19 protein-coding genes are annotated in these 17,341 nt (G+C 72.0%); 8 read left to right on the plus strand and 11 right to left on the minus strand.

Features of this window, described 5'->3' with window-relative positions; genetic code table 11:
• Positions 1 to 81: 81 nt before the first annotated feature.
• The 6 genes from ACH442_RS26575 to ACH442_RS26600 form a co-directional block, all read right to left on the minus strand.
• Entirely contained in the window at positions 82 to 1,212 is a 1,131-nt protein-coding gene (locus tag ACH442_RS26575; protein WP_396340821.1) for an FAD-dependent oxidoreductase, read from the minus strand.
• A gap of 351 nt (positions 1,213 to 1,563) precedes the next feature.
• Positions 1,564 to 1,881, minus strand: coding sequence for a hypothetical protein (locus ACH442_RS26580; RefSeq protein ID WP_396340822.1), 318 nt, complete (start codon positions 1,879 to 1,881; stop codon positions 1,564 to 1,566).
• A 254-nt stretch (positions 1,882 to 2,135) separates the two neighbouring features.
• On the minus strand, positions 2,136 to 2,606 hold the full coding sequence (locus ACH442_RS26585; protein ID WP_396340823.1) for a hypothetical protein: 471 nt from the start codon (positions 2,604 to 2,606) through the stop codon (positions 2,136 to 2,138).
• 70 nt (positions 2,607 to 2,676) lie between these two features.
• Complete coding sequence (locus tag ACH442_RS26590; RefSeq protein ID WP_396340824.1) at positions 2,677 to 3,636, minus strand: pectinesterase family protein; 960 nt, start codon at positions 3,634 to 3,636, stop codon at positions 2,677 to 2,679.
• Positions 3,637 to 3,638: 2 nt separating this feature from the next.
• Positions 3,639 to 5,453: a rhamnogalacturonan lyase gene (locus tag ACH442_RS26595; protein ID WP_396340825.1), complete on the minus strand. Its 1,815-nt coding sequence runs from the start codon at positions 5,451 to 5,453 to the stop codon at positions 3,639 to 3,641.
• Between the two features lie 94 nt (positions 5,454 to 5,547).
• Entirely contained in the window at positions 5,548 to 6,519 is a 972-nt protein-coding gene (locus ACH442_RS26600; protein ID WP_396340826.1) for an alpha/beta fold hydrolase, read from the minus strand.
• Between the two features lie 120 nt (positions 6,520 to 6,639).
• On the opposite strand from ACH442_RS26600, the gene ACH442_RS26605 reads away from it, so the two are divergent.
• The gene (locus ACH442_RS26605; RefSeq protein WP_396340827.1) at positions 6,640 to 6,849 is read left to right on the plus strand and encodes a hypothetical protein; all 210 of its coding nucleotides are present in this window, start codon (positions 6,640 to 6,642) and stop codon (positions 6,847 to 6,849) included.
• A 161-nt stretch (positions 6,850 to 7,010) separates the two neighbouring features.
• Here the strand turns inward: ACH442_RS26605 and ACH442_RS26610 are convergent, their stop codons facing one another.
• Positions 7,011 to 7,493, minus strand: a complete 483-nt coding sequence (locus ACH442_RS26610) for a MarR family winged helix-turn-helix transcriptional regulator (RefSeq protein WP_396340828.1) — start codon at positions 7,491 to 7,493, stop codon at positions 7,011 to 7,013.
• 195 nt (positions 7,494 to 7,688) lie between these two features.
• Between ACH442_RS26610 and ACH442_RS26615 the strand changes: the two genes are divergently transcribed.
• The 5 genes from ACH442_RS26615 to ACH442_RS26635 all read left to right on the plus strand — a co-directional run bounded on the left by ACH442_RS26615 (position 7,689) and on the right by ACH442_RS26635 (position 12,005).
• On the plus strand, positions 7,689 to 8,420 hold the full coding sequence (locus ACH442_RS26615) for a TSUP family transporter (RefSeq protein WP_396340829.1): 732 nt from the start codon (positions 7,689 to 7,691) through the stop codon (positions 8,418 to 8,420).
• 41 nt (positions 8,421 to 8,461) lie between these two features.
• Complete coding sequence (locus ACH442_RS26620; RefSeq protein WP_396340830.1) at positions 8,462 to 9,478, plus strand: hypothetical protein; 1,017 nt, start codon at positions 8,462 to 8,464, stop codon at positions 9,476 to 9,478.
• Positions 9,479 to 9,700: 222 nt separating this feature from the next.
• Positions 9,701 to 9,877 carry a hypothetical protein gene (locus ACH442_RS26625; protein ID WP_396340831.1) on the plus strand — a complete coding sequence of 59 codons (177 nt, stop codon included), beginning with the start codon at positions 9,701 to 9,703 and terminating at the stop codon, positions 9,875 to 9,877.
• Positions 9,874 to 10,221: a hypothetical protein gene (locus ACH442_RS26630; RefSeq protein WP_396340832.1), complete on the plus strand. Its 348-nt coding sequence runs from the start codon at positions 9,874 to 9,876 to the stop codon at positions 10,219 to 10,221. The genes ACH442_RS26625 and ACH442_RS26630 overlap by 4 nt, the downstream gene beginning before the upstream one ends.
• Positions 10,218 to 12,005 (plus strand): glycoside hydrolase family 15 protein, encoded by a 1,788-nt coding sequence (locus ACH442_RS26635; RefSeq protein WP_396340833.1) that lies wholly within the window; start codon positions 10,218 to 10,220, stop codon positions 12,003 to 12,005. Before ACH442_RS26630 ends, ACH442_RS26635 begins: the two co-directional genes overlap by 4 nt.
• A gap of 261 nt (positions 12,006 to 12,266) precedes the next feature.
• On the opposite strand, the gene ACH442_RS26640 is transcribed toward ACH442_RS26635, so the two are convergent.
• The 3 genes from ACH442_RS26640 to ACH442_RS26650 all read right to left on the minus strand — a co-directional run bounded on the left by ACH442_RS26640 (position 12,267) and on the right by ACH442_RS26650 (position 15,303).
• Complete coding sequence (locus ACH442_RS26640; protein ID WP_396340834.1) at positions 12,267 to 12,719, minus strand: hypothetical protein; 453 nt, start codon at positions 12,717 to 12,719, stop codon at positions 12,267 to 12,269.
• A gap of 236 nt (positions 12,720 to 12,955) precedes the next feature.
• Positions 12,956 to 13,489, minus strand: coding sequence for a GNAT family N-acetyltransferase (locus ACH442_RS26645; RefSeq protein WP_396340835.1), 534 nt, complete (start codon positions 13,487 to 13,489; stop codon positions 12,956 to 12,958).
• Positions 13,490 to 13,692: 203 nt separating this feature from the next.
• Positions 13,693 to 15,303: a hypothetical protein gene (locus ACH442_RS26650; protein WP_396340836.1), complete on the minus strand. Its 1,611-nt coding sequence runs from the start codon at positions 15,301 to 15,303 to the stop codon at positions 13,693 to 13,695.
• Between the two features lie 112 nt (positions 15,304 to 15,415).
• On the opposite strand from ACH442_RS26650, the gene ACH442_RS26655 reads away from it, so the two are divergent.
• On the plus strand, positions 15,416 to 15,574 hold the full coding sequence (locus ACH442_RS26655; RefSeq protein WP_396340837.1) for a hypothetical protein: 159 nt from the start codon (positions 15,416 to 15,418) through the stop codon (positions 15,572 to 15,574).
• Between the two features lie 209 nt (positions 15,575 to 15,783).
• On the opposite strand, the gene ACH442_RS26660 is transcribed toward ACH442_RS26655, so the two are convergent.
• Positions 15,784 to 16,551 (minus strand): IclR family transcriptional regulator, encoded by a 768-nt coding sequence (locus ACH442_RS26660; RefSeq protein ID WP_396340838.1) that lies wholly within the window; start codon positions 16,549 to 16,551, stop codon positions 15,784 to 15,786.
• Between the two features lie 88 nt (positions 16,552 to 16,639).
• On the opposite strand from ACH442_RS26660, the gene ACH442_RS26665 reads away from it, so the two are divergent.
• Positions 16,640 to 17,338 carry a CoA transferase subunit A gene (locus tag ACH442_RS26665; protein ID WP_396340839.1) on the plus strand — a complete coding sequence of 233 codons (699 nt, stop codon included), beginning with the start codon at positions 16,640 to 16,642 and terminating at the stop codon, positions 17,336 to 17,338.
• The last annotated feature ends 3 nt before the right edge of the window (positions 17,339 to 17,341 follow it).

Below are 17,341 nucleotides of genomic sequence, written 5' to 3' on the forward strand. Positions count from 1 at the left end.
GGACCGGACCGGGTCGCCCGGGAAGAGGGCGGACCCGCCGCCGGGCGGTGCGACCACCCGGCGATGCTGTCGACGCTTGAGTCACTCCCGCTCGAACGAGGTGAACATGTCGACCAACGACCGCGGTGCGTCGTCGTTGAAGATCAGCTCCAGGCTGTCGGCCGACTCCTGGGCGACACGCTCGCTGCGCTCGAAGAGCTCACCCTCGTACGCGGAAAGGGCCTTCTCCAGGTCGCCGGGATGCGCGGCGATCGCCTTCCCGAGCTCAGCCCCGTCGAACATGGCCAGGTTCGCGCCCTCGCCGGCGAAGGGCGACATCACGTGCGCGGCGTCCCCGAGCAGCGTCACCCCGGGGATGCGGTGCCACCGATGCCGTACCGGCAAAGCGTTGATCGTCCGCGGGATCAGCGCGCTGTCCGCCTCGGTGATCAGCGACCGGATCTCCGGCGCCCAGTCGCCGAACTCTTCGAGCAGCACCGCCTTCCCCTTGTCCGAATCTGCCCAGTCGATGCTGTCGAGCCACTCCTCGGACGTCCGCAGCGCGACGTAGACGTGCAGGCTGCCGTCGGTCTCCTTGTGCGCCAGGAACCCCTTCCCGGGCGCGAGCGCGAACAGCATGCCCCCGCCGACGACCGAGGCGGGCACCGGATGACGCTCGTCGGCGTCCTGGTGGTCCACCTCGACGAAAGAGATTCCCGTGTACGCCGGCACCGCGTCCGACACCAGCGGCCGGATCCGTGACCAGGCCCCGTCCGCCCCGACGAGAAGATCCGTCGTCACCGTCTCCCCGTCGGCGAAGCTCACCTCGTGCCGCCCGTCGCCGAGCGCCCGCACGTCGGTGACCTTCTTCCCCCACCGGATCGTGCCGGCCGGCAACGAGTCGAGCAGGATCTGCCGCAGCTGCCCCCGGTCGACTTCCGGGCGGTCCCCGGCGCTCTGCTCGTCGGTTTCCTCCAGCAGTACGGTGTTGTCCCGGTCCAGGATCCGCATCGCCTGGCCACCGGCGTGAATGATGGCCTGGAACTGCTCGGACAACCCGGCGTCCCGCAGTGCCACCTGCCCGTTGTGGTGATGGATGTCGAGCATGCCGCCCTGCGTCCGCGCCTCCGGCGACGCGTCCAGTTCGTAGACGGTCGCGGCGATGCCGTGCACGTGCAGCACCCGGGCCAGGGTCAGGCCGCCCAGTCCCGCTCCGACGATGGTGATGTTCATGGCGTCTCCTCTGGTTAAAACGCGTTCGTGACGAACGCGTTCGTGATGGGCATACGTTCGGCCGGTCGTCAGCGTCGTTTTCCGGGCCGGCCGACGACGCCGAGAACCAGCCGGAAGCTCAGGCCGCGCGCCGATCGCCGGGAATCGTGCCGCAGGACACCGAGCGCAGCCGCGACAAGGCCGGGCCGGCGCAGAGGCGCTCGGACCGGTCGATCCCGGCGACTGGCAGGTTCCCGGCGTGGACTCACAAACATGATCGTAGCGAACATGTTCGTCAGCCGCCACCCCTCACCGGCATCGGACCGACCGCCATGCGCAACGCCTCCAAGTGCGCCGCCTCACACCGGGTCGTCACTGGCAGAAGCCGTCGCCGTCGTTCCCGCCGTAGGTGCCGATCACGCCCGCGGTCGTGATCTTGACGCACTGCCCGACCACGTTCGCGGAGCCGGCTTTCACCATCACCTCGGCCGCGTTGTTCCCGATGATCCGCCCGAACGGAGCCGCCGCGACCGTGCGCACGGCCGCCAGCCCCGCCGGGTAGGTGAGCTCGGCGGTCTCCGTCTTGTTGAAGTAGATGGTCCCCGGCGTGTAGCGCGGACCGGACGCCGCCTGCGCCGGTGACGCCGTGATCAGCATTCCTGCGGCGAGCGCCGCCGCGACCGTGCGCATCGTTGAGCCCTCCTCGGTGCCTACCCGACCGAGCGTGCCAACTCTTGTCCGGCGCCGGGCCGAAACCCCGATCTTTCAGCCCGCGTCAGCGCTGGTCCCGCCGCAGCGCACCGGTCAGCCCCGCCTCTGACTGCGGGGCTGCCGCCGCTCAGCGAACGATCCGCCCGGTGGCGCGGCATCACGTGCGGCCGCCGCCGACAACGCCGAGCAGGTACGTCCTCTCCTCCCGGCCGGAGCCGCAAGCGCCGCCCTCGTCACCGGCAACCGTCGCCCCCGGGCAGCCCGCCGCCCGCTCGTTCCGGATGCCGGCGTTCACCCCGCCGAAGTCCCTGGAACTGTTCCGCCGGGTCGTCGGCCGCCCCCGGGTCGACGCCGACACAGCGGCCGCGCTGCAGTTCGTCGGCACCTGCTCGAATCTGCCCCTGGCGGGGAGGCTCGCCGCCCGCCCCGGCTGGGCCATCGAGGCGATCGGCGACCGGCTGCGGGTCGAGATGCGCCAGCCGGTCGCGGTCCACGAGGACTGCCTCCGCGTCGAAGCCCCGCTCGAACGTGACCTGGCCGCCCTGCGCGCTCGCGAACCCGCCGTCGCGGCGGCTCTCCGCGGCCGGGGTGCCCGGCCGCGAGCCCGACGGTTTCCGGCCGAGTGCCGCCATGGCCGTCGCGCTCTGCGCCGGGCTCGGCCTGGCCGTGTTCCTGCTGCTCGGCTTGGTCCGGCCGTGGGGCACGACCCGCACCCCGGACGTTGCCAGAACGGCCCGCGACCGGCCGAGGGGTCGATCGCGGGCCGGGCCGGGGTCAGCCGACCGGGTTCCAGCCGTCCGAGCCGGCCAGATACTTCTGCGGCGTGTAGTTCACCGCCTGGGCGTCGGTCAACTGGGTGCGGTTGCTGTTGACGGTCGCGCCCGCGCCGGTGTTCTTGTACTCGTAGAAGCGGGCGTTCTTCCACGAGTTGCCGGACATGTCGGTCCAGGGCTGGGCCACCTTGATCGTGGCGCTCAGATTCGACTCGCGGTAGGTGACCTGTGCCGCCGCACCCCAGGGGCGGCCGAGATACGTGAGGTTGCTCGGCGCGCCCGTGATCGTCGACTTGTAGATCAGGAAGCCGTACGTCTGGGTCGAGGGCGTGTTGGCGGCGGTGATGTACCCGCCGGCGCTGCGCTTCTCGTAGATCTGGCAGGCGTAGAAGACGGCGCTGCCGTTGCCGTAGATGAAGTCGACGGTTCCCTCGATGTAGGAACTCCAGACGTACGCCCGGGCACTGTTGTAGATCAGCAGCGTGTCCTGGTCGGCGATCACCCGGACGTTGCCGAGCCGCGCCCGGTCGCCGTAGAGCGCCAGCGCCAGCGCCTGCGACGACCCGTTGGCGGCCTCGTCGTAGTCGTTGCTGAACGTCAGGTTCTTGCCGTAGAACTCCTTGGCCTGCACGTAGACGGTCGCCGACCCGGTCGTCCCGGCGGTCGAGGCGGGCTTGTTGTTGATGATCATCGTGGCCGCCGCGGTCGACCCGAGGCCTTCGAGGGTGACGTACGGCTTGTTGGACGGGATGACCACGCTCTCGCGGTAGGTGCCCGCCTTGATGGTGATCGTGACCCGGCTCGTGTTCCCGGCCGGGACCGCGTCCACGGCCGCCTGCACGGTCCGGTAGGTGGCCGAGCCGTCGGACGCGACGGTCAGCGTGGTGGCCGCCTCCGCCGGGGCGGCGGCGACACCGAGCAGCATGGCCGGCGCGGCGACCAGGGTGAACAGACGACGCATGATCATCCTCCGATCGCGAACGACGGGTGCGGGGGCTGGTTGTAGGCGGTGTTCTGCCAGGCCACGGCCTCGCGGTACATCCGGTCCTGCATCAGCGAGGTGTGCGAGATGCTGGTGCTGTCGGTCGTCGAGTAGATCCGCAGCCGCGTGTTGTCGGTCGTCGGCCAGATGACCTCCTCGCGCCAGTCGCCGAGGATGTCGGCCTGCAGCGACGGGGTGGCCTTGGTGCTGTTGTTGGAGTGCACGTCACTGGCGGTCAGCAGACGGGTGTCGGCGCTGGTGCCGTACTTGTCGATGTGGGTGCCGTCGAGCAGTTCGCGCTGCGCGTCGCCGTCCCACCAGATGACGAAGTTCGTGCTCGACGGCTTGCGCCCGATGTTCTGCCCCGAGGTGTTGTAGAGCCCGGACACCGCGGACGACCAGGACTCGGCGCCGGGGCTGCCGGCGTAGATGTCGTCGGAGACGCCGCGACCGTTGTCGCAGCCGCACGAGGCGTTCGACCAGATGATCGCGCCGGTGCGGGCGTCGGCCATCCAGGCGGCGAGCTTCGTGGTGCCCTCGTCGACCTTGAAGACTTCCAGGCCGGCACGACTCGGGATCAGATCACCGACGTGGTACGCGTCCCCGTGCCCCTGCCCGTTGACCCAGAGGCCGGAGCCGTTGTCGTCGACGGCCATCGCCCCGTACAGAATTTCGTCCTTGCCGTCGTTGTCGACGTCGGCGATCGAGAGCTGATGGTTGCCCTGACCGGTCCACGCCGAGCCGTTGGTGCTGGAGTTGCTGTCGAAGGTCCACTTGCGGGTCAGCGCGCCGTTGCGGTAATCCCAGGCGACGATGACCGAGCGGGTGTAGTAGCCACGGGCCATGATGATGCTCGGGTAGGAGCCGTTGAGGTAGGCGGTTCCGGCCAGGAAGCGGTCCACCCGGTTGCCGTAACTGTCACCCCACGAGGAGACCGTGCCGCGCGGGACCACGTAGTCGGCGGTCGCCATCGCCTTGCCGGTCTGGCCGTTGAACACGGTCAGGTATTCGGGACCGGACAACACGTACCCGGATGAATTGCGGTAGTCGGCACTGGAACTGCCGATCACCGCGCCGGTGCCGTCGACGGTGCCGTCCGCGGTCTTCATGACCACCTCGGCCTTGCCGTCGCCGTCGTAGTCGAAGACCTGGAACTGGGTGTAGTGCGCGCCGGCCCGGATGTTCTTGCCCAGGTTGAGCCGCCACAGCCGGGTGCCGCTCAGCTTGTACGCGTCGATGATGACCGGCCCGGTGTAGCCCGACTGCGAGTTGTCCTTGGAGTTCGACGGGTCCCACTTGAGGATGATCTCGTAGGAGCCGTCGCCGTCCAGGTCACCGACCGACGCGTCGTTGGCCGAGTAGGTGTAGGCCACCCCGTCGGGCGTGGTGCCCCCGGCCGGGATCTGGATCGGCACGTCCTGATAGGCCGCCGCGAGCGCGGCCGTGGGTGTGGCCGCCTTCAGTGCGGCGGTTTCCACCCCATTGATCAAAGGCTTCACTGTGTACGTCGATCCGGCCGGAGCCCCGGAATCAGTGAAGTTGGTGCCCTTCGTGATCGGCGCCGCGTTCACCTTGGTCGAACCACGGTAGACGTTGAACGCCACGCCCGCCGGGTCGGACTGCAGCAGCCGCCAGGACAGGAAGTTCCCGGTCGGCGTCCGCAGGCTGATCAGCCCGCGGTCGAGGTTGTCGACGCCGGCGACCGGGGTGTCGGCGGCGCCGGCGGCGGTGGGGACTCCGCCGGCCGTGAGCACGACGGCGGCCACGGACAGGCCGCACAGGAGTTTGCGTCGCATGGGGGATCCCAACGTGGTTGAGGACGGGGACGCACCGCTACTGAAGCGGTTAACCGGACCGTAACACTTGGGATAACGCATTCCATAGATGCCCTCAAATCCCTGAAACCCTCCCCGAACCTGTTGACCCCGGCCGGTCGCGGCGGGAGGATTCCGCTTTCCCCGTGCTGACGCCGGCAGCGAGGGCATACACCTCGTCGGCGTAGAGGCTCCAGAGGTCTCGGGAAAGGAAGTGGCCGGCGTCGGGCAGGATCCGCAGCCGGGCGGTGGGCACGGCCGCGGCGATGGCCCGGGCGGCACTCGGGCGGACCAGCGGATCCCGTGCACCGTGCAGGATCAGCGCCGGCGCGGCGACCCGGCGCAGCCGGCCACCCGACCATTTCGCGCCGATCTGGCGGCTCTGCGCCTTGTCGTCGCGGAAGCCGGCGACCTGGTGCGCGGCTTCCTTGGCGACGAAATCACGTACGTCGTCCGCGCCGATGTACTGACCGGGCGCGGCGAGGATCCGGGCGAGGGCCACGGCCAGGCCGAGGTCGCCTTCCGGGGTTGCGGGATAGTGCAGGCGCGCGAACCGGACCAGCGGCGCCGGGTGCAGATGACGCAGGACACCCAGGCCACGGGCGTCGCTGGGGACGGCCGCGGAAGTAGTCACGGTGAGCACGCGGCCGGGGTGGCGAATCGCGATGCGCTGGGCGACGAGACCGCCCATCGAATGGCCGAAGACGTGCGCGCGGCGCCAGCCGAGGTGATCGAGAACGGCGATCGCGTCGTCGGTCAGGTCCTCAGCGGTGTAGGCCGGCGTCGAGCGGCGCAGCAGAGCCGCGATCGGCGGGCCGGTGCGCCGGGCGGCCGGGAGGTGGGTGGACTGCCCGGCATCGCGCTGGTCGTAGGCGGCGACGTGGAAGCCGCGGCAAACCAGCTCGGCGACCAGGCCGTCGGGCCACCAGAAGCGTGACGTGCCCAAGCCCATCACCAGGAGCAGCGGAGAGCCTCCGGCCCCGCCGAGGTCTTCGACAGCGATCCGGATTCCGCCGTTGCGCGCGTACTGCGCCGTCAATGTCCGCACCTTTCCATCGGATTCGCGAACGATGTACGCGAACATCGTACGCGAATACCTTGCGCGCCCGTCGGCTCGCCCGCGGAGGCGTTACAGCTCCCGCTCGGGGTGCTGGCTACCGGGCTTTCGGTGCTCTACCTGATCCCGGGGTTGCGCGGGCTGCCGATGCCGGTCATCGGATTCGGGCTGCCGGTGGTGTTCGCGCTGGGTTGGTTCCTGCCGCTGTTCGGGATTCCGCTGCTGGCGTTCCTGACGTTCGACTTCCTCCGCGCCGTTTTCCGCCGGCGGGACTCCGGGCGTCCGGAGGTGCCGGTGTCCCCGGCGCCGGCCGGGACCTGAACGGCAACCGATCCGCCGGGCCGCGCTGCTCCCCCCGCACCGCGGCCCGGCTCCGCCCCGGTTCGGCGATCAGCTCGCGTGGCCGGAGGAACAGCCCTCGATGACCACGCGACCGTGCCGCCAGGACGCTTCTTGCTCGGCCCGTGGGTGGGCCGGTCCGGTCAGGGCTCGTCGTCGCCCTCGTCCCAGCCCAGCCACCAGTCCCCGGCGGTCTCCCCGGCCGCCTCCGCGAACGCCGTCAACGCCTCGATCGCCACTGGTCGCCACAGGTCTGCGGTCGCCGCGACGAGCCGCTCCAGCTCAGTGCGCCGCCGGTCGAGGATGGCCTGGACCAGGTCGTGCCCGGCCGTCGTCAACCGCAGGCGGACGACGCGCCGGTCGCTGGCCGAGCGGGTACGCCGGACGAGTCCTTTGCGGATCAGCCGGTCCAGCATCCGCGTGCCGGTCGACGGGTTGACCCCGAGCTCGTCGGCGATGTCGACGCTGCGCTGCGGCCCCCGGGCGGCCAGCACCACCAGCGTGCGGAACTGTGGCAGCGTCACGTCCCCTTCGACGGCAGCCAGGGATCGGGCGGTGATGCCGACGAAGGCGCGGCTGGCCTGCATCAGCGCCTGCACGGCGGCCGACGGCTCAGAAGGTTGCATGGGGACATGGTTGCATCGTGGCCGCATCCGGCCCGGTAGGGCGTGCCCCGGCCGGCCCGTCCATGTCGGCCGTGGCCGGCGTCGCGGAGATCGTGACCTCAGGTCTTCATGCGCCTCACATACCCGCCGTGCCGCACGTGGCGACTTCCGCGTCGTTAGGCTGCGCCGAGTGACGTCTCTGCATCGATCACCGTCATGACCGGCACGCTGACGACTGTGGGGCCGGCCTCGGCGGCGGCGTTCGCGCTGGCCTGGCTCTCGGCGGTCGCCAGGTTCGGCGGTGGGGTGCTGCTGCTGCCGGTCTTCACCGGCCTGTTCGGGCTGCGCGCGGCCGTGCCGATGCTGACCCTGACGCAGCTCGCCAGCAACGGCTCCCGGGCCTGGCTCAATCGGGGTGAGCTGCGCCGGGGGATCATCGGCCGGTTCGCCGCCGGCGCGGTCCCGTGCGCGGTCGCCGGTGGCTTGCTGCTCGCGCACGCCCCGCTGGCCGGCCTGCAGCGCCTGCTGGGCGTGTTTTTGCTGGTCACGGTCGCGTGGCGGCGCCTGCGGCCACGTCTCCGCCCGCCCGGTCCCCGGGCGTTCACCGCGGTCGGCGCCGCCTCCGGGCTGGGGTCCGCGCTGCTCGGCTCGGTCGGTCCGCTGACCGCGCCGTTCTTCCTGGCCGCCGGACTGACCCGGTCCGCCTACATCGGCACGGAGGCTGCCTGCGCGCTGCTCATGCACGTCACCAAGCTCGTCGTCTACGGCACCGGCACGCTGCTGACCGGACAGGTCCTGCTGCTCGGGCTGGTCCTCACTCCCGCGACGCTGGCCGGCGCCTGGGCCGGCCGCGCGACCCTGGGCCGGCTCAGCGATCGGCTGTTCGTGCTGCTGGTGGAGATCGGCCTGGTCGCCGCCGGAATGCTGTTGATTCTGCTCCCGCGGTGACGAGGTGCCTGTGTCGTGTCGGGCCGGATAGGCTCCCCGCCGTGTTCAGCAGTCAGCTCGCCCGGATCCGTGACCACCATGCCCGGGTCGCCGCGCTGACCGACGCGGCCGGCCCGGACGATCCGTGCACCCTGGACGCGCGGGTGCACCTGGCCGACACGTACCTGCGGTACGTGCCCGAGGCCGACGATCCGCACGAGTGGGCCGAGCGGGGTCTCGCCGAGCTGGCCCTGATCGTCGAGAGCCGTACCCGCACTGCGGGCCCGGAGGATCCCGGCACTCTGGAAGCGCGGCGGCTCCTCCTGGAGCAGCGCGGTCTGCACGACGACGAAAGTCCGGTGTCCGAGCTGGAGGCGTTCGCGACCACCTGGGAGCGGGTGTTCGGCTTCACCCACCCGGAGACCACGGTCCTGTGGAATCGGGTCGCATTCCACCGGGCCGGCACCGACCGCGCGGCGATCCACGCCCGGCTCGCCGACGGGTGGCGGCAGGCACTCGCCGACGGGGAGCGGCAGTTCGGGCCCGACCACCCGGACACGCTGGAGGCACGCCGGCAGCTGCTCGCCCACGACGGCGAGTCGCGGCGCGCGGAGATCGTCGCGGGGTGGGGCCGGCTCGCAGCCGAGCGCGCCGGCCGGCTCGGGCCGGCGCATCCGTCGACCGTCGAAGCCCGCACCGAGCACGCCGGTTGGAGCGACTCGAACCGGCTGTTCGACGAGATCGCCGCGGATCTCGCCGGTGTTCTCGGTCCGTCTCATCCGCGGACGTGGCGGGCCCGGTTCCACCCCGCTTACCGGCGGGCCATCGCCCGCCCGGCCCACACCAAGGCGGCCGAACAGGTCCTGGCCGCAATGTACTCGGCGCTGGATCCGGACTACGTCCACGTCGAGAAGCTGGGCAGCCTGCTCGTCGACCGGCCGGATCCGGACGCGGTGGCCGGCTTCGTCGCCGTCCGGCTGCTGCGCGCGGTGCTGGGCGCGGCCGGTCCGGACGTGGTGGAGCTGCACCGCCGCTATCCGCTGCCGGACGACCCGCCTGAGGACGACGAGGAGGAGTGATCGGCATTCGTCCGCTGCGTAGTGGGCTCCAGCGGCCGGTCGCGGCCACCGCAGAGCTTGGGCAGCCGGCGGCGATCACGGGCCCGCGGCATCAGGGGGCGGACGAACGACGCGGACGCTGCTGAGGCGCGCGAGCCGGTGGCCGTGATGTCGCGGGCGCTCGGTCGCGACTTTCATTGCACAGTGCAATAATAGCTGTAGGCAACCTATGAGGAGGACGTCATGGACGCCAACGGCGATCACCACGTATCCCGGATCGACGACACGGTCACCGCGGCCACGCTGCACGAGCGCGCCGAGGCCGTGGCGGTGCCGGACTTCAACTACCTGGAGCAGACCGTCGAGGCGATCGCCGCCGGGCTGCGCCGCCGGAAGATCCGCAAGGGGGCGTCACGATGACCGCCGTGATCCCCGGGGCCGGCCACCGGTGGAGCCTGATCAGTCGCACCTCGACCGGCGCGGACGTGCTGGCCCATGGCGATCCCCGACCGTCCCCGCGCCGCGACCTGCCCTGGCGCCGGCCCCTGGAGCTGGTGCGTGACGGCGACGGCGAGCTGTCGGTCGTCGCGACCGGCGACGGACACTTCCGGTGGACGTTCAGCGCCGGGGACGGGCACCCGATCGCCGAGTCGCCGGGCGTCTACCGGGACGCGGACACCTGCCGGCTCGGGTTCGCCGACGCGCAGCGCGCGGCCCGGGCTGCGCTTGGCCGGGGCCGGGCCGGGGAACTGACGAGGCCGTGACATCGCACATCGAGGACTACGCGCTCGTCGGGGACCTGCACACCGCGGCGCTGATCGGGCGGGACGGGTCGGTCGACTGGCTGTGCCTGCCCCGCTTCGACTCCCCCGCCTGCTTCGCCGCGCTGCTCGGGGACCGGGACGCGGGCCGGTGGCGGATCGCGCCGGCCGGGGCCGGGGCGGCGACCCGGCGGCGGTACGCCGACGACACGCTCATCCTGGAGACCGAGTGGGACACCCCGGACGGCACGGTCCGGCTGACCGATTTCATGCCGCCGCGCGGGAAGGGCGCCGACCTGGTCCGGGTCGTCGAGGGCATTTCCGGGCAGGTGCGCATGTGTGTCGACCTGACGTTGCGCTTCGACTACGGCCACATCGTGCCGTGGGTGCGGCGCGTTCCGGACGGGCTGCACGCGGTCGCCGGGCCGGACGCGGTCTGGGTCACCGCGCCGGTGCCGCTGCGCAACGAGGACCTGGCGACCACCGCGGAGTTCACCGTCAGCGCGGGGCAGCGGGTGCCGTTCGTGCTCACGCATCGGGCCTCGCACCTGCCGGAACCGCGCCCGGCGGAGCCGGACCGGGCGCTGCGGGAGACCCGCCGGTTCTGGACGGATTGGATGGACGGGCACGGATATCACGGGCGGTACGCTGACGCCGTACGGCGAAGTCTTCTTCTTCTGAAGGCTCTTACCTATGCCCCCACCGGCGGCATCGTCGCGGCGGCCACCACCTCCCTGCCCGAGCAACTCGGCGGGCCACGCAACTGGGACTACCGGTTCTGCTGGCTGCGCGACGCCACGTTCACGCTGCAGGCGCTGCTCGGCGCGGGTCACGTGGCGGAGGCGAAGGCGTGGCGGGAGTGGCTGCTGCGGGCGGTCGCCGGGGACCCGGCCGAATTGCAGATCATGTACGGCCTCGACGGCACCCGCCGCCTGACCGAGGAGACCCTGGACTGGCTGCCCGGCTACCGCGGGTCGAGCCCGGTGCGGATCGGCAACGCCGCGGCCGGGCAGTTCCAGCTCGACGTCTGGGGCGAGGTCCTCGACGGGCTGCACCTGAGCCGGGTTCACGGGCTCGACGCGACCGGCGCGGCGTGGGACGTGCAGCGGGCGCTGCTCGACTACCTGGAAGGTCACTGGCAGGAGCCGGACAACGGGCTGTGGGAGGTCCGCGGGCCGCGCCGGCACTTCGTGCACTCCAAGGTGATGGCGTGGGCCGGGCTCGACCGCATGATCACCGCGGTCGAGCGGCACGGCCTCGACGGGCCGGTCGACCGCTGGCGGGCCACCCGCTCGGCCGTGCACGCCGACGTGTGCGCCAACGGCTACGACGCCGGCCGCAACACGTTCACCCAGCATTACGGGTCGACCGAGGTCGATGCCGCCCTGCTGCTCATTCCCCGGACCGGATTTCTGCCGTACGGCGACAGCCGCGTCACCGGCACGGTGGAAGCGATCATGAAGGATCTGGACCACGACGGGTTCCTGCTGCGGTACCGCCCCGGGCGCGACGGCGTCGACGGCCTCCCCGGCAGCGAGGGCGCTTTCCTCGCGTGCACGTTCTGGCTGGTCGAGGCGTTGCACGGGATCGGCCGGACGGACGAGGCGACCACGCTGTTCGAACGGCTGCTGCGGTTGCGCAACGACGTCGGGATGCTCGCCGAGGAGTACGACCCGACCGGCGGCCACCAGCTGGGCAACACGCCGCAGGCGTTCAGCCTGGTCGGCCTGGTCAACGCCGCCCGCGCCCTCGACCCCGGCTCCCCCGCCGCGCCCTCAGCGAGCTGATCGCGTCCACCGAGGCCGCCGCCGGCCTGAGCGCTGCAGCGTACGCGTGGCCGGCGACATCGCGCCGACCAGTAACGCCAACCAAATCTGGTCCGCCGGATCAGACGTGGGGCTGCGGCGGAATGCGCTGTGCGGCTCGAGAAACGCCTGCAACCCGGCACGCGGAGTTCCGAACCGCACAGGACCAACCCCGAGGCCGGGCTCAACTTCGCAGGATCGCTCCGGCACACCTGAGTCGTACGGCCATCCCCCACAGGGCGGTCAGAGTGCGATGGGGCGGTAGCTCACGGCCGCGTCGACGATCTGTTCCGGTGTCGCGTCCACCAGTTCGGGCGGCGGCCAGAAGATCAGGTCCGTCACTCGAGGATGCCGGACGTTGGTTGTCAGCAGGAGGACGTAGTAGTCGGAGTCATGGTCGGCGGCGATGATCCGGCGAACGACCTCGGCCAGCTCGTCGCGCGTGATGTCGGCGACCACCGGCCGCGCCGGACGGGCCGCTTCGAGCACGAAGTCTTCGAGACCACGCGACTCCTCATAGGTGAGGAAGTGTTCCGCGCGGTAGGAGTGACCGGTGCCGGCGTTGAACGCGGTGATCGCGCCATCGGCCGGTTCACCGCCGGCAAGCAGCCGAGTGATGTTCTCGACGGCGCTGCGAAGCTGCGCCGCGCGCTCGGGCGAAACGGCCGGTGGGCAGAGTTCGGGGCGCAGTTCCATCGGCTCATTCTGCTGGGGTTTGCCCGTCGCGGGCAGCCGACGGCCGGGCGCGGCGGTGGTCGCGGACGGCGATGACGTTGTCGGCCAGGCGGTCGATGTCGCCGGGCATCTCCGGGACACCCGGGCGGGGCCGGCCGTAGTCCAGCAGGTCAGCCCGGAGACCTACGACCAGATCGTCGCCGCCGTCCCCCTGATCACGGGCATATCCGCAGGCCGGCCGGCGGATCGCTCGCCTTCTAGCGCGCCTGCCACTCCGGGGCGAGGATTGCCCAGACCTGCTTGTCGTAGCGCACGTCACCGAACGGCCAGGCTTCCCGGCGTACGCCCTCGAGCGTCATGCCCAGCCGTTTCGCCACCGCCGCACTCCGCTCGTTGTCAGCCCGGCAGATCCACTCGGCCCGGTGCAGCCCGCGGGTCGTGAACGCCCAGTCCAGCAGGACGGCGCTCGCCCGCGTGACGAGGCCGCGACCCTCGGCGGCCGGCTCCAGCCAGCAACCGAGCTCACAACTGCCCATCGCCGCGTTGAAGTCGGTGAACATCACCCCGCCGACCAGCGTGCCGCGGTCCCGGATCCCGAACAGGCGTGCGCCGTCGGCGGCCTGGAACTCGGCGTACCGCTTCAACGTGGCGGCCGCGTCGGCGATGAACCGCGGACCGACCCACGGGCGGACGTGTTCGCGGGCCCGGTCCAGGTGATCGGCGAACTCCTGCGCCTGCCACACTTCGAGCGGCTCCAGCACGGCGTCGTCGCGCAGCATTATTGAGAACATCCCGCGAATCTAACGTGACCGAGCGCCGGCTGGGGCACCCTCGGTCAGGCGAGGGCGTCCGCCGGGGTGACGTCCAGGCCGCCGAGCCGGGCCGCGGTGCCGGCCTCGAGGGACGGTCGCCACGCAAGACCGGGCACGGGCGAGTCGCCGACGACGGCAGCGGTCGGTGAGGTCCCGTGCGCTCGGTTAGCGGACCTGACGCATCACATGCCCGCGGTCCGCAGCCGGTCGGCGGCCAGCGGCGTACCCGCGTGCATCTCGGCCCGCACCGCGTCGAGGTCACCGGCGCGGGCGAGCCCGTCGACCAGGTGGCGGGCCGCGCCGGGCCGGCCGGCGTCGGAACGTTCGCGCAGTTCCGCCCAGCGTTCGCCGGCGGCCAGCGACGCGTTGACGTGCTCGTCCGTGTCATCGAGGCCGTCCCGGATCACGGCGCTGACCAGGGCCCGGTGGCACTCCCCGCCGAGCAGGTGCCGCAGCCGCTCGGCCGCCGGCAGCCGGGCCCGCAACTGTCGCGCGATGTCGGGCCGGCCGCGGCGGTCGGCGCTGTCGGCCAGGTTCAGCGTGTCCTGCGGATGGTGGTCGACCAGGGCCTGCCACACCGCGTCGGGCAGCGGTTCGGTCCGCCGGAGCCGGCGGGCATGCTGGTGCAGGTAGTCGGCGGTCCGGTAGGCGGCGGCGACCCCCATGCCGTCGCCGACCGGGGTGAGGCAGGCGGCGGCGCCGTGCAGCCGCGTGGTGGCGTAGCCGAGAGCACCGTCGAGCCAGTTCGCCGAAGCCGCCGCCCGTTGCGCCGCGGACAGGTAGGCGGGAGCCGCCGCGACCAGGAAAGCGCAGGTCACCGGGCCGCGCACACCGGCCCGCCGGGCGTCCAGCGCGGCCGTGACGAGCGCGCGCCCGGCGCACTGCCGAGGGTCGGTGGAGTCGGCGTGCAACCAGCGCCGGACCAGTTCGGGACCGGCCGCGAGCACCTGGGTCACTCCCGCGTCGGTGCTGCTCAGGGCGATGCGCAGTCGGCTGTCCTCGGTGGCGGTCAGCTCGGCGCGGCGGCGCTCGGCGGGGCTGAACGCCTCCGGCACGTCGATCACCCGGGCCAGCCGGAGCAGTTCACGCTCCCCCGCGTACGGGTCGGGCTGTCCCGGACTGCGCGGCGCGATCCGGCGGTCGTACTCGTCCGGCCACAGTGTCCCGACCGCGATCGCCCCGGCCGCCAGGATCGCCCGCATCCGTCCGGGCGGCACCGGGGTGCGCTGCAGCTCGTCGAGCCACAGCACGGTCCGCGGGCCGGGCACGCCGTCGTCGTCCGCGTGCGTCAGCCACCAGTCCGGCACCACGTCGCGCACCGCCTCGAACAGCGCCCGCGTCTTCCCGGTCGACGAACCGCCACGCAGCAGCACGAACGCGCCCGGTCGCAGCGAGCCCCGAAGATCGAGATCGAAGTCCCTCAGCACGTACGCCGGTAGCCCGTCCCCGCCGTCCGGACCGTGAATCGACGGATGGACGCCGAGCCGGCCCGCCACCGCCGTACGCACTCGGATCGCCCCCGCCGGTCGGCTCCCGCCCGCCGAAGCCGCCCGTTCCCGCGCCGCCAGCCACGGCCGTTGCGCCTCCTGCTCCAGCCCGCACGCGGACAGGAACGCGGCAACCGTCTCCGCGGTCGGCGTGGACCGGCCGGTGAGCAGGTCACCGACCGTGCTCTGGCGCAACGCCGGACACGCCCGCACGAGCGTCTTGTAGGAGCGGTCCCCGCGCAGCGCGTTCAACGCCGCCGCCAGTTGCTCGGGCGAGCGCACCTGGTCGGGGTCCGGAGCGGGCACCGCACCACGGTAGGCGCGGCGGTACCCCGGACGGAATGCCCAGGTCACCGGATTCACCCGGTCCGGGCGGGTCCGGAGCGGTGGCCGGACCGGCCCGGCGGCTGCGAGCCTCGTGCCGCTGATCACCGCGAAGGGACTGCCCGTGCACGACTACGTCCAGATCACCGCCGACCTCCTGTCGATGGCCGCCGCCCTGCTCTCCTTGGCCACCACCACCACCACCCGCCGGCGCCGCCCCGGCCCACGCTCACACCGGAGGCGTCCGCGATGACACGGCCACGGCGGGCGGAGAAATGGGCCGGTGAGCAAGTACATCGAGTTCTTCGCCGCTCCCCGCGACGCCGGCCGCGGGAGCCGGCTCATCCAATCCGACGGCCGGGAGATCCAGCCGGCCCGATACTTCTGCCGCGGGCGGGTACTGTCTGGGTTCGGGCACACGGCTTGCGCCATGACAAGCGTGGACGCCCCGCCGGGGCTGAGCTAACCGCGCCGGGCGATGCGCCGGGTCAGCGTGTGTGCGGCCTCCAGCAGCAACGCCCCGAGTTGCGTCGTGCGGTCGCCGTTGAAGCGTGACTCCACCCCGGTCAGGCTCAGCGTCCACGCGGGCGAGCCGGCCCGGTCGAACACCACGGCCGCGACGCCCCAGCTGCCGGGGACGATGAGGCCGGGGTTCACCGCGTACCCGCGCCGCCGGGTGGCCGCGACCCGCCGGGTCAGTGTCGCCGCCTCGTGCTGTTCGCCGTAGGCCGCCGCGAGTTCGGCGCTGCGCGAGCGGACGTAGGTCTCGGCGTCGGCCAGCGGCAGCAGCGCGAGGATCGCCAGCCCCGCGGACGCGACGCCGAGCGGGAACCGGATCCCCTCGTGCAGCACGTGGGAGCGCAGCGGAAAGCTGCCTTCTTCCCCGGCGAGGCACACCGTCTCGTCGCCGCGCCGCGCCGAGAAGAACGCGCTCTCCCCGGTCTTGGCGGCCAGCGACCGCAGTACGTCCCGGGCGGTCGACGTCACGTCGTAGCGTTCCGCCGCGACCGAGCCGAGCAGGAACAGTTCCGGTCCGAGGTACCAGCGGCCGCGGCGTGCGTCCCGGTCGACGAAGCCCTCCTCGGCCAGCGCGGCCAGCACCCGCTGGGCGGTGGAGCGGGGAAGCCCGGTTGCCGTCGCGACTTCCGCGGTGGTGACGCCGTCGGCGGCGCTCGACCCGACCCGGCGCAGCACGGCGGCGACCCGGCTGACCAGCTGCGTCCCCTGCATGCTCACATTATGAGCAGGTGGTGCCCAGGCCGGCCATGAAGTGATCATTCGCGGACCCGGTCGGGCGGCGGCTCTATCGTGCCGGCCCATGAGCAAACTCGTCGACAGCGCGGCGCAAGCCGTCGCCGCCGTCGCCCGGGACGGCATGACCGTGGCGGTCGGGGGCTTCGGCCTGTCCGGCATCCCCACCTCGTTGATCGTCGCGCTGCGCGACACCGGGGTCCGCGACCTCACCATCGTCAGCAACAACATGGGCGTCGACGGCAAGGGTCTCGGCCTGCTGCTGGAGAACAAGCAGGTCAGCAAGGTGCTCGCGTCCTACGTCGGCGAGAACAAGCTGTTCGCCCAGCAGTACCTGGACGGCGAGCTCGACGTCGAGTTCGTCCCGCAGGGCACGCTCGCCGAGCGACTGCGCGCCGGAGGTGCGGGCATTCCGGCCTTCTACACCCCGACCGGCGCCGGAACGCCGATCGCCGAGGGCAAACCGGAAAAGACATTCGACGGCGTACGGGCAATCCTCGAGCTCGGGATCGTCGCCGACCTGGCGCTGGTCCGTGCGCATCGCGCCGACCCGGAGGGGAATCTGCGGTACCGGCTCACGGCGCGCAACTTCAACCCCCTCGTGGCCACGGCCGGCCGGGTCACGATCGCCGAGGCCGAGCAGATCGGCGCGGTCGGGCCGGACGACGTGCACACGCCCGGCATCTTCGTGCAGCACCTGGTCAGGACCGAGATCCACGAGAAGGACATCGAGCAGAGGACGGTGCGGGCCCGTGTGGACGCGTGACGA

Origin of the sequence: Actinoplanes sp. NPDC020271, assembly GCF_044388125.1 — a bacterium.
Classification (GTDB): domain Bacteria; phylum Actinomycetota; class Actinomycetes; order Mycobacteriales; family Micromonosporaceae; genus Actinoplanes.

Bases quoted from the DNA above. Each gene is read 5' to 3' on its own strand.
- ACH442_RS26575 (WP_396340821.1), bottom strand. From the start codon at position 1,212: ATGAACATCACCATCGTCGGAGCGGGACTGGGCGGCCTGACCCTGGCC.
- ACH442_RS26580 (WP_396340822.1), bottom strand. From the start codon at position 1,881: ATGCGCACGGTCGCGGCGGCGCTCGCCGCAGGAATGCTGATCACGGCG.
- ACH442_RS26590 (WP_396340824.1), bottom strand. From the start codon at position 3,636: ATGCGTCGTCTGTTCACCCTGGTCGCCGCGCCGGCCATGCTGCTCGGT.
- ACH442_RS26595 (WP_396340825.1), bottom strand. From the start codon at position 5,453: ATGCGACGCAAACTCCTGTGCGGCCTGTCCGTGGCCGCCGTCGTGCTC.
- ACH442_RS26610 (WP_396340828.1), bottom strand. From the start codon at position 7,493: ATGCAACCTTCTGAGCCGTCGGCCGCCGTGCAGGCGCTGATGCAGGCC.
- ACH442_RS26615 (WP_396340829.1), top strand. From the start codon at position 7,689: ATGACCGGCACGCTGACGACTGTGGGGCCGGCCTCGGCGGCGGCGTTC.
- ACH442_RS26625 (WP_396340831.1), top strand. From the start codon at position 9,701: ATGGACGCCAACGGCGATCACCACGTATCCCGGATCGACGACACGGTC.
- ACH442_RS26630 (WP_396340832.1), top strand. From the start codon at position 9,874: ATGACCGCCGTGATCCCCGGGGCCGGCCACCGGTGGAGCCTGATCAGT.
- ACH442_RS26640 (WP_396340834.1), bottom strand. From the start codon at position 12,719: ATGGAACTGCGCCCCGAACTCTGCCCACCGGCCGTTTCGCCCGAGCGC.
- ACH442_RS26645 (WP_396340835.1), bottom strand. From the start codon at position 13,489: ATGTTCTCAATAATGCTGCGCGACGACGCCGTGCTGGAGCCGCTCGAA.
- ACH442_RS26660 (WP_396340838.1), bottom strand. From the start codon at position 16,551: ATGCAGGGGACGCAGCTGGTCAGCCGGGTCGCCGCCGTGCTGCGCCGG.
- ACH442_RS26665 (WP_396340839.1), top strand. From the start codon at position 16,640: ATGAGCAAACTCGTCGACAGCGCGGCGCAAGCCGTCGCCGCCGTCGCC.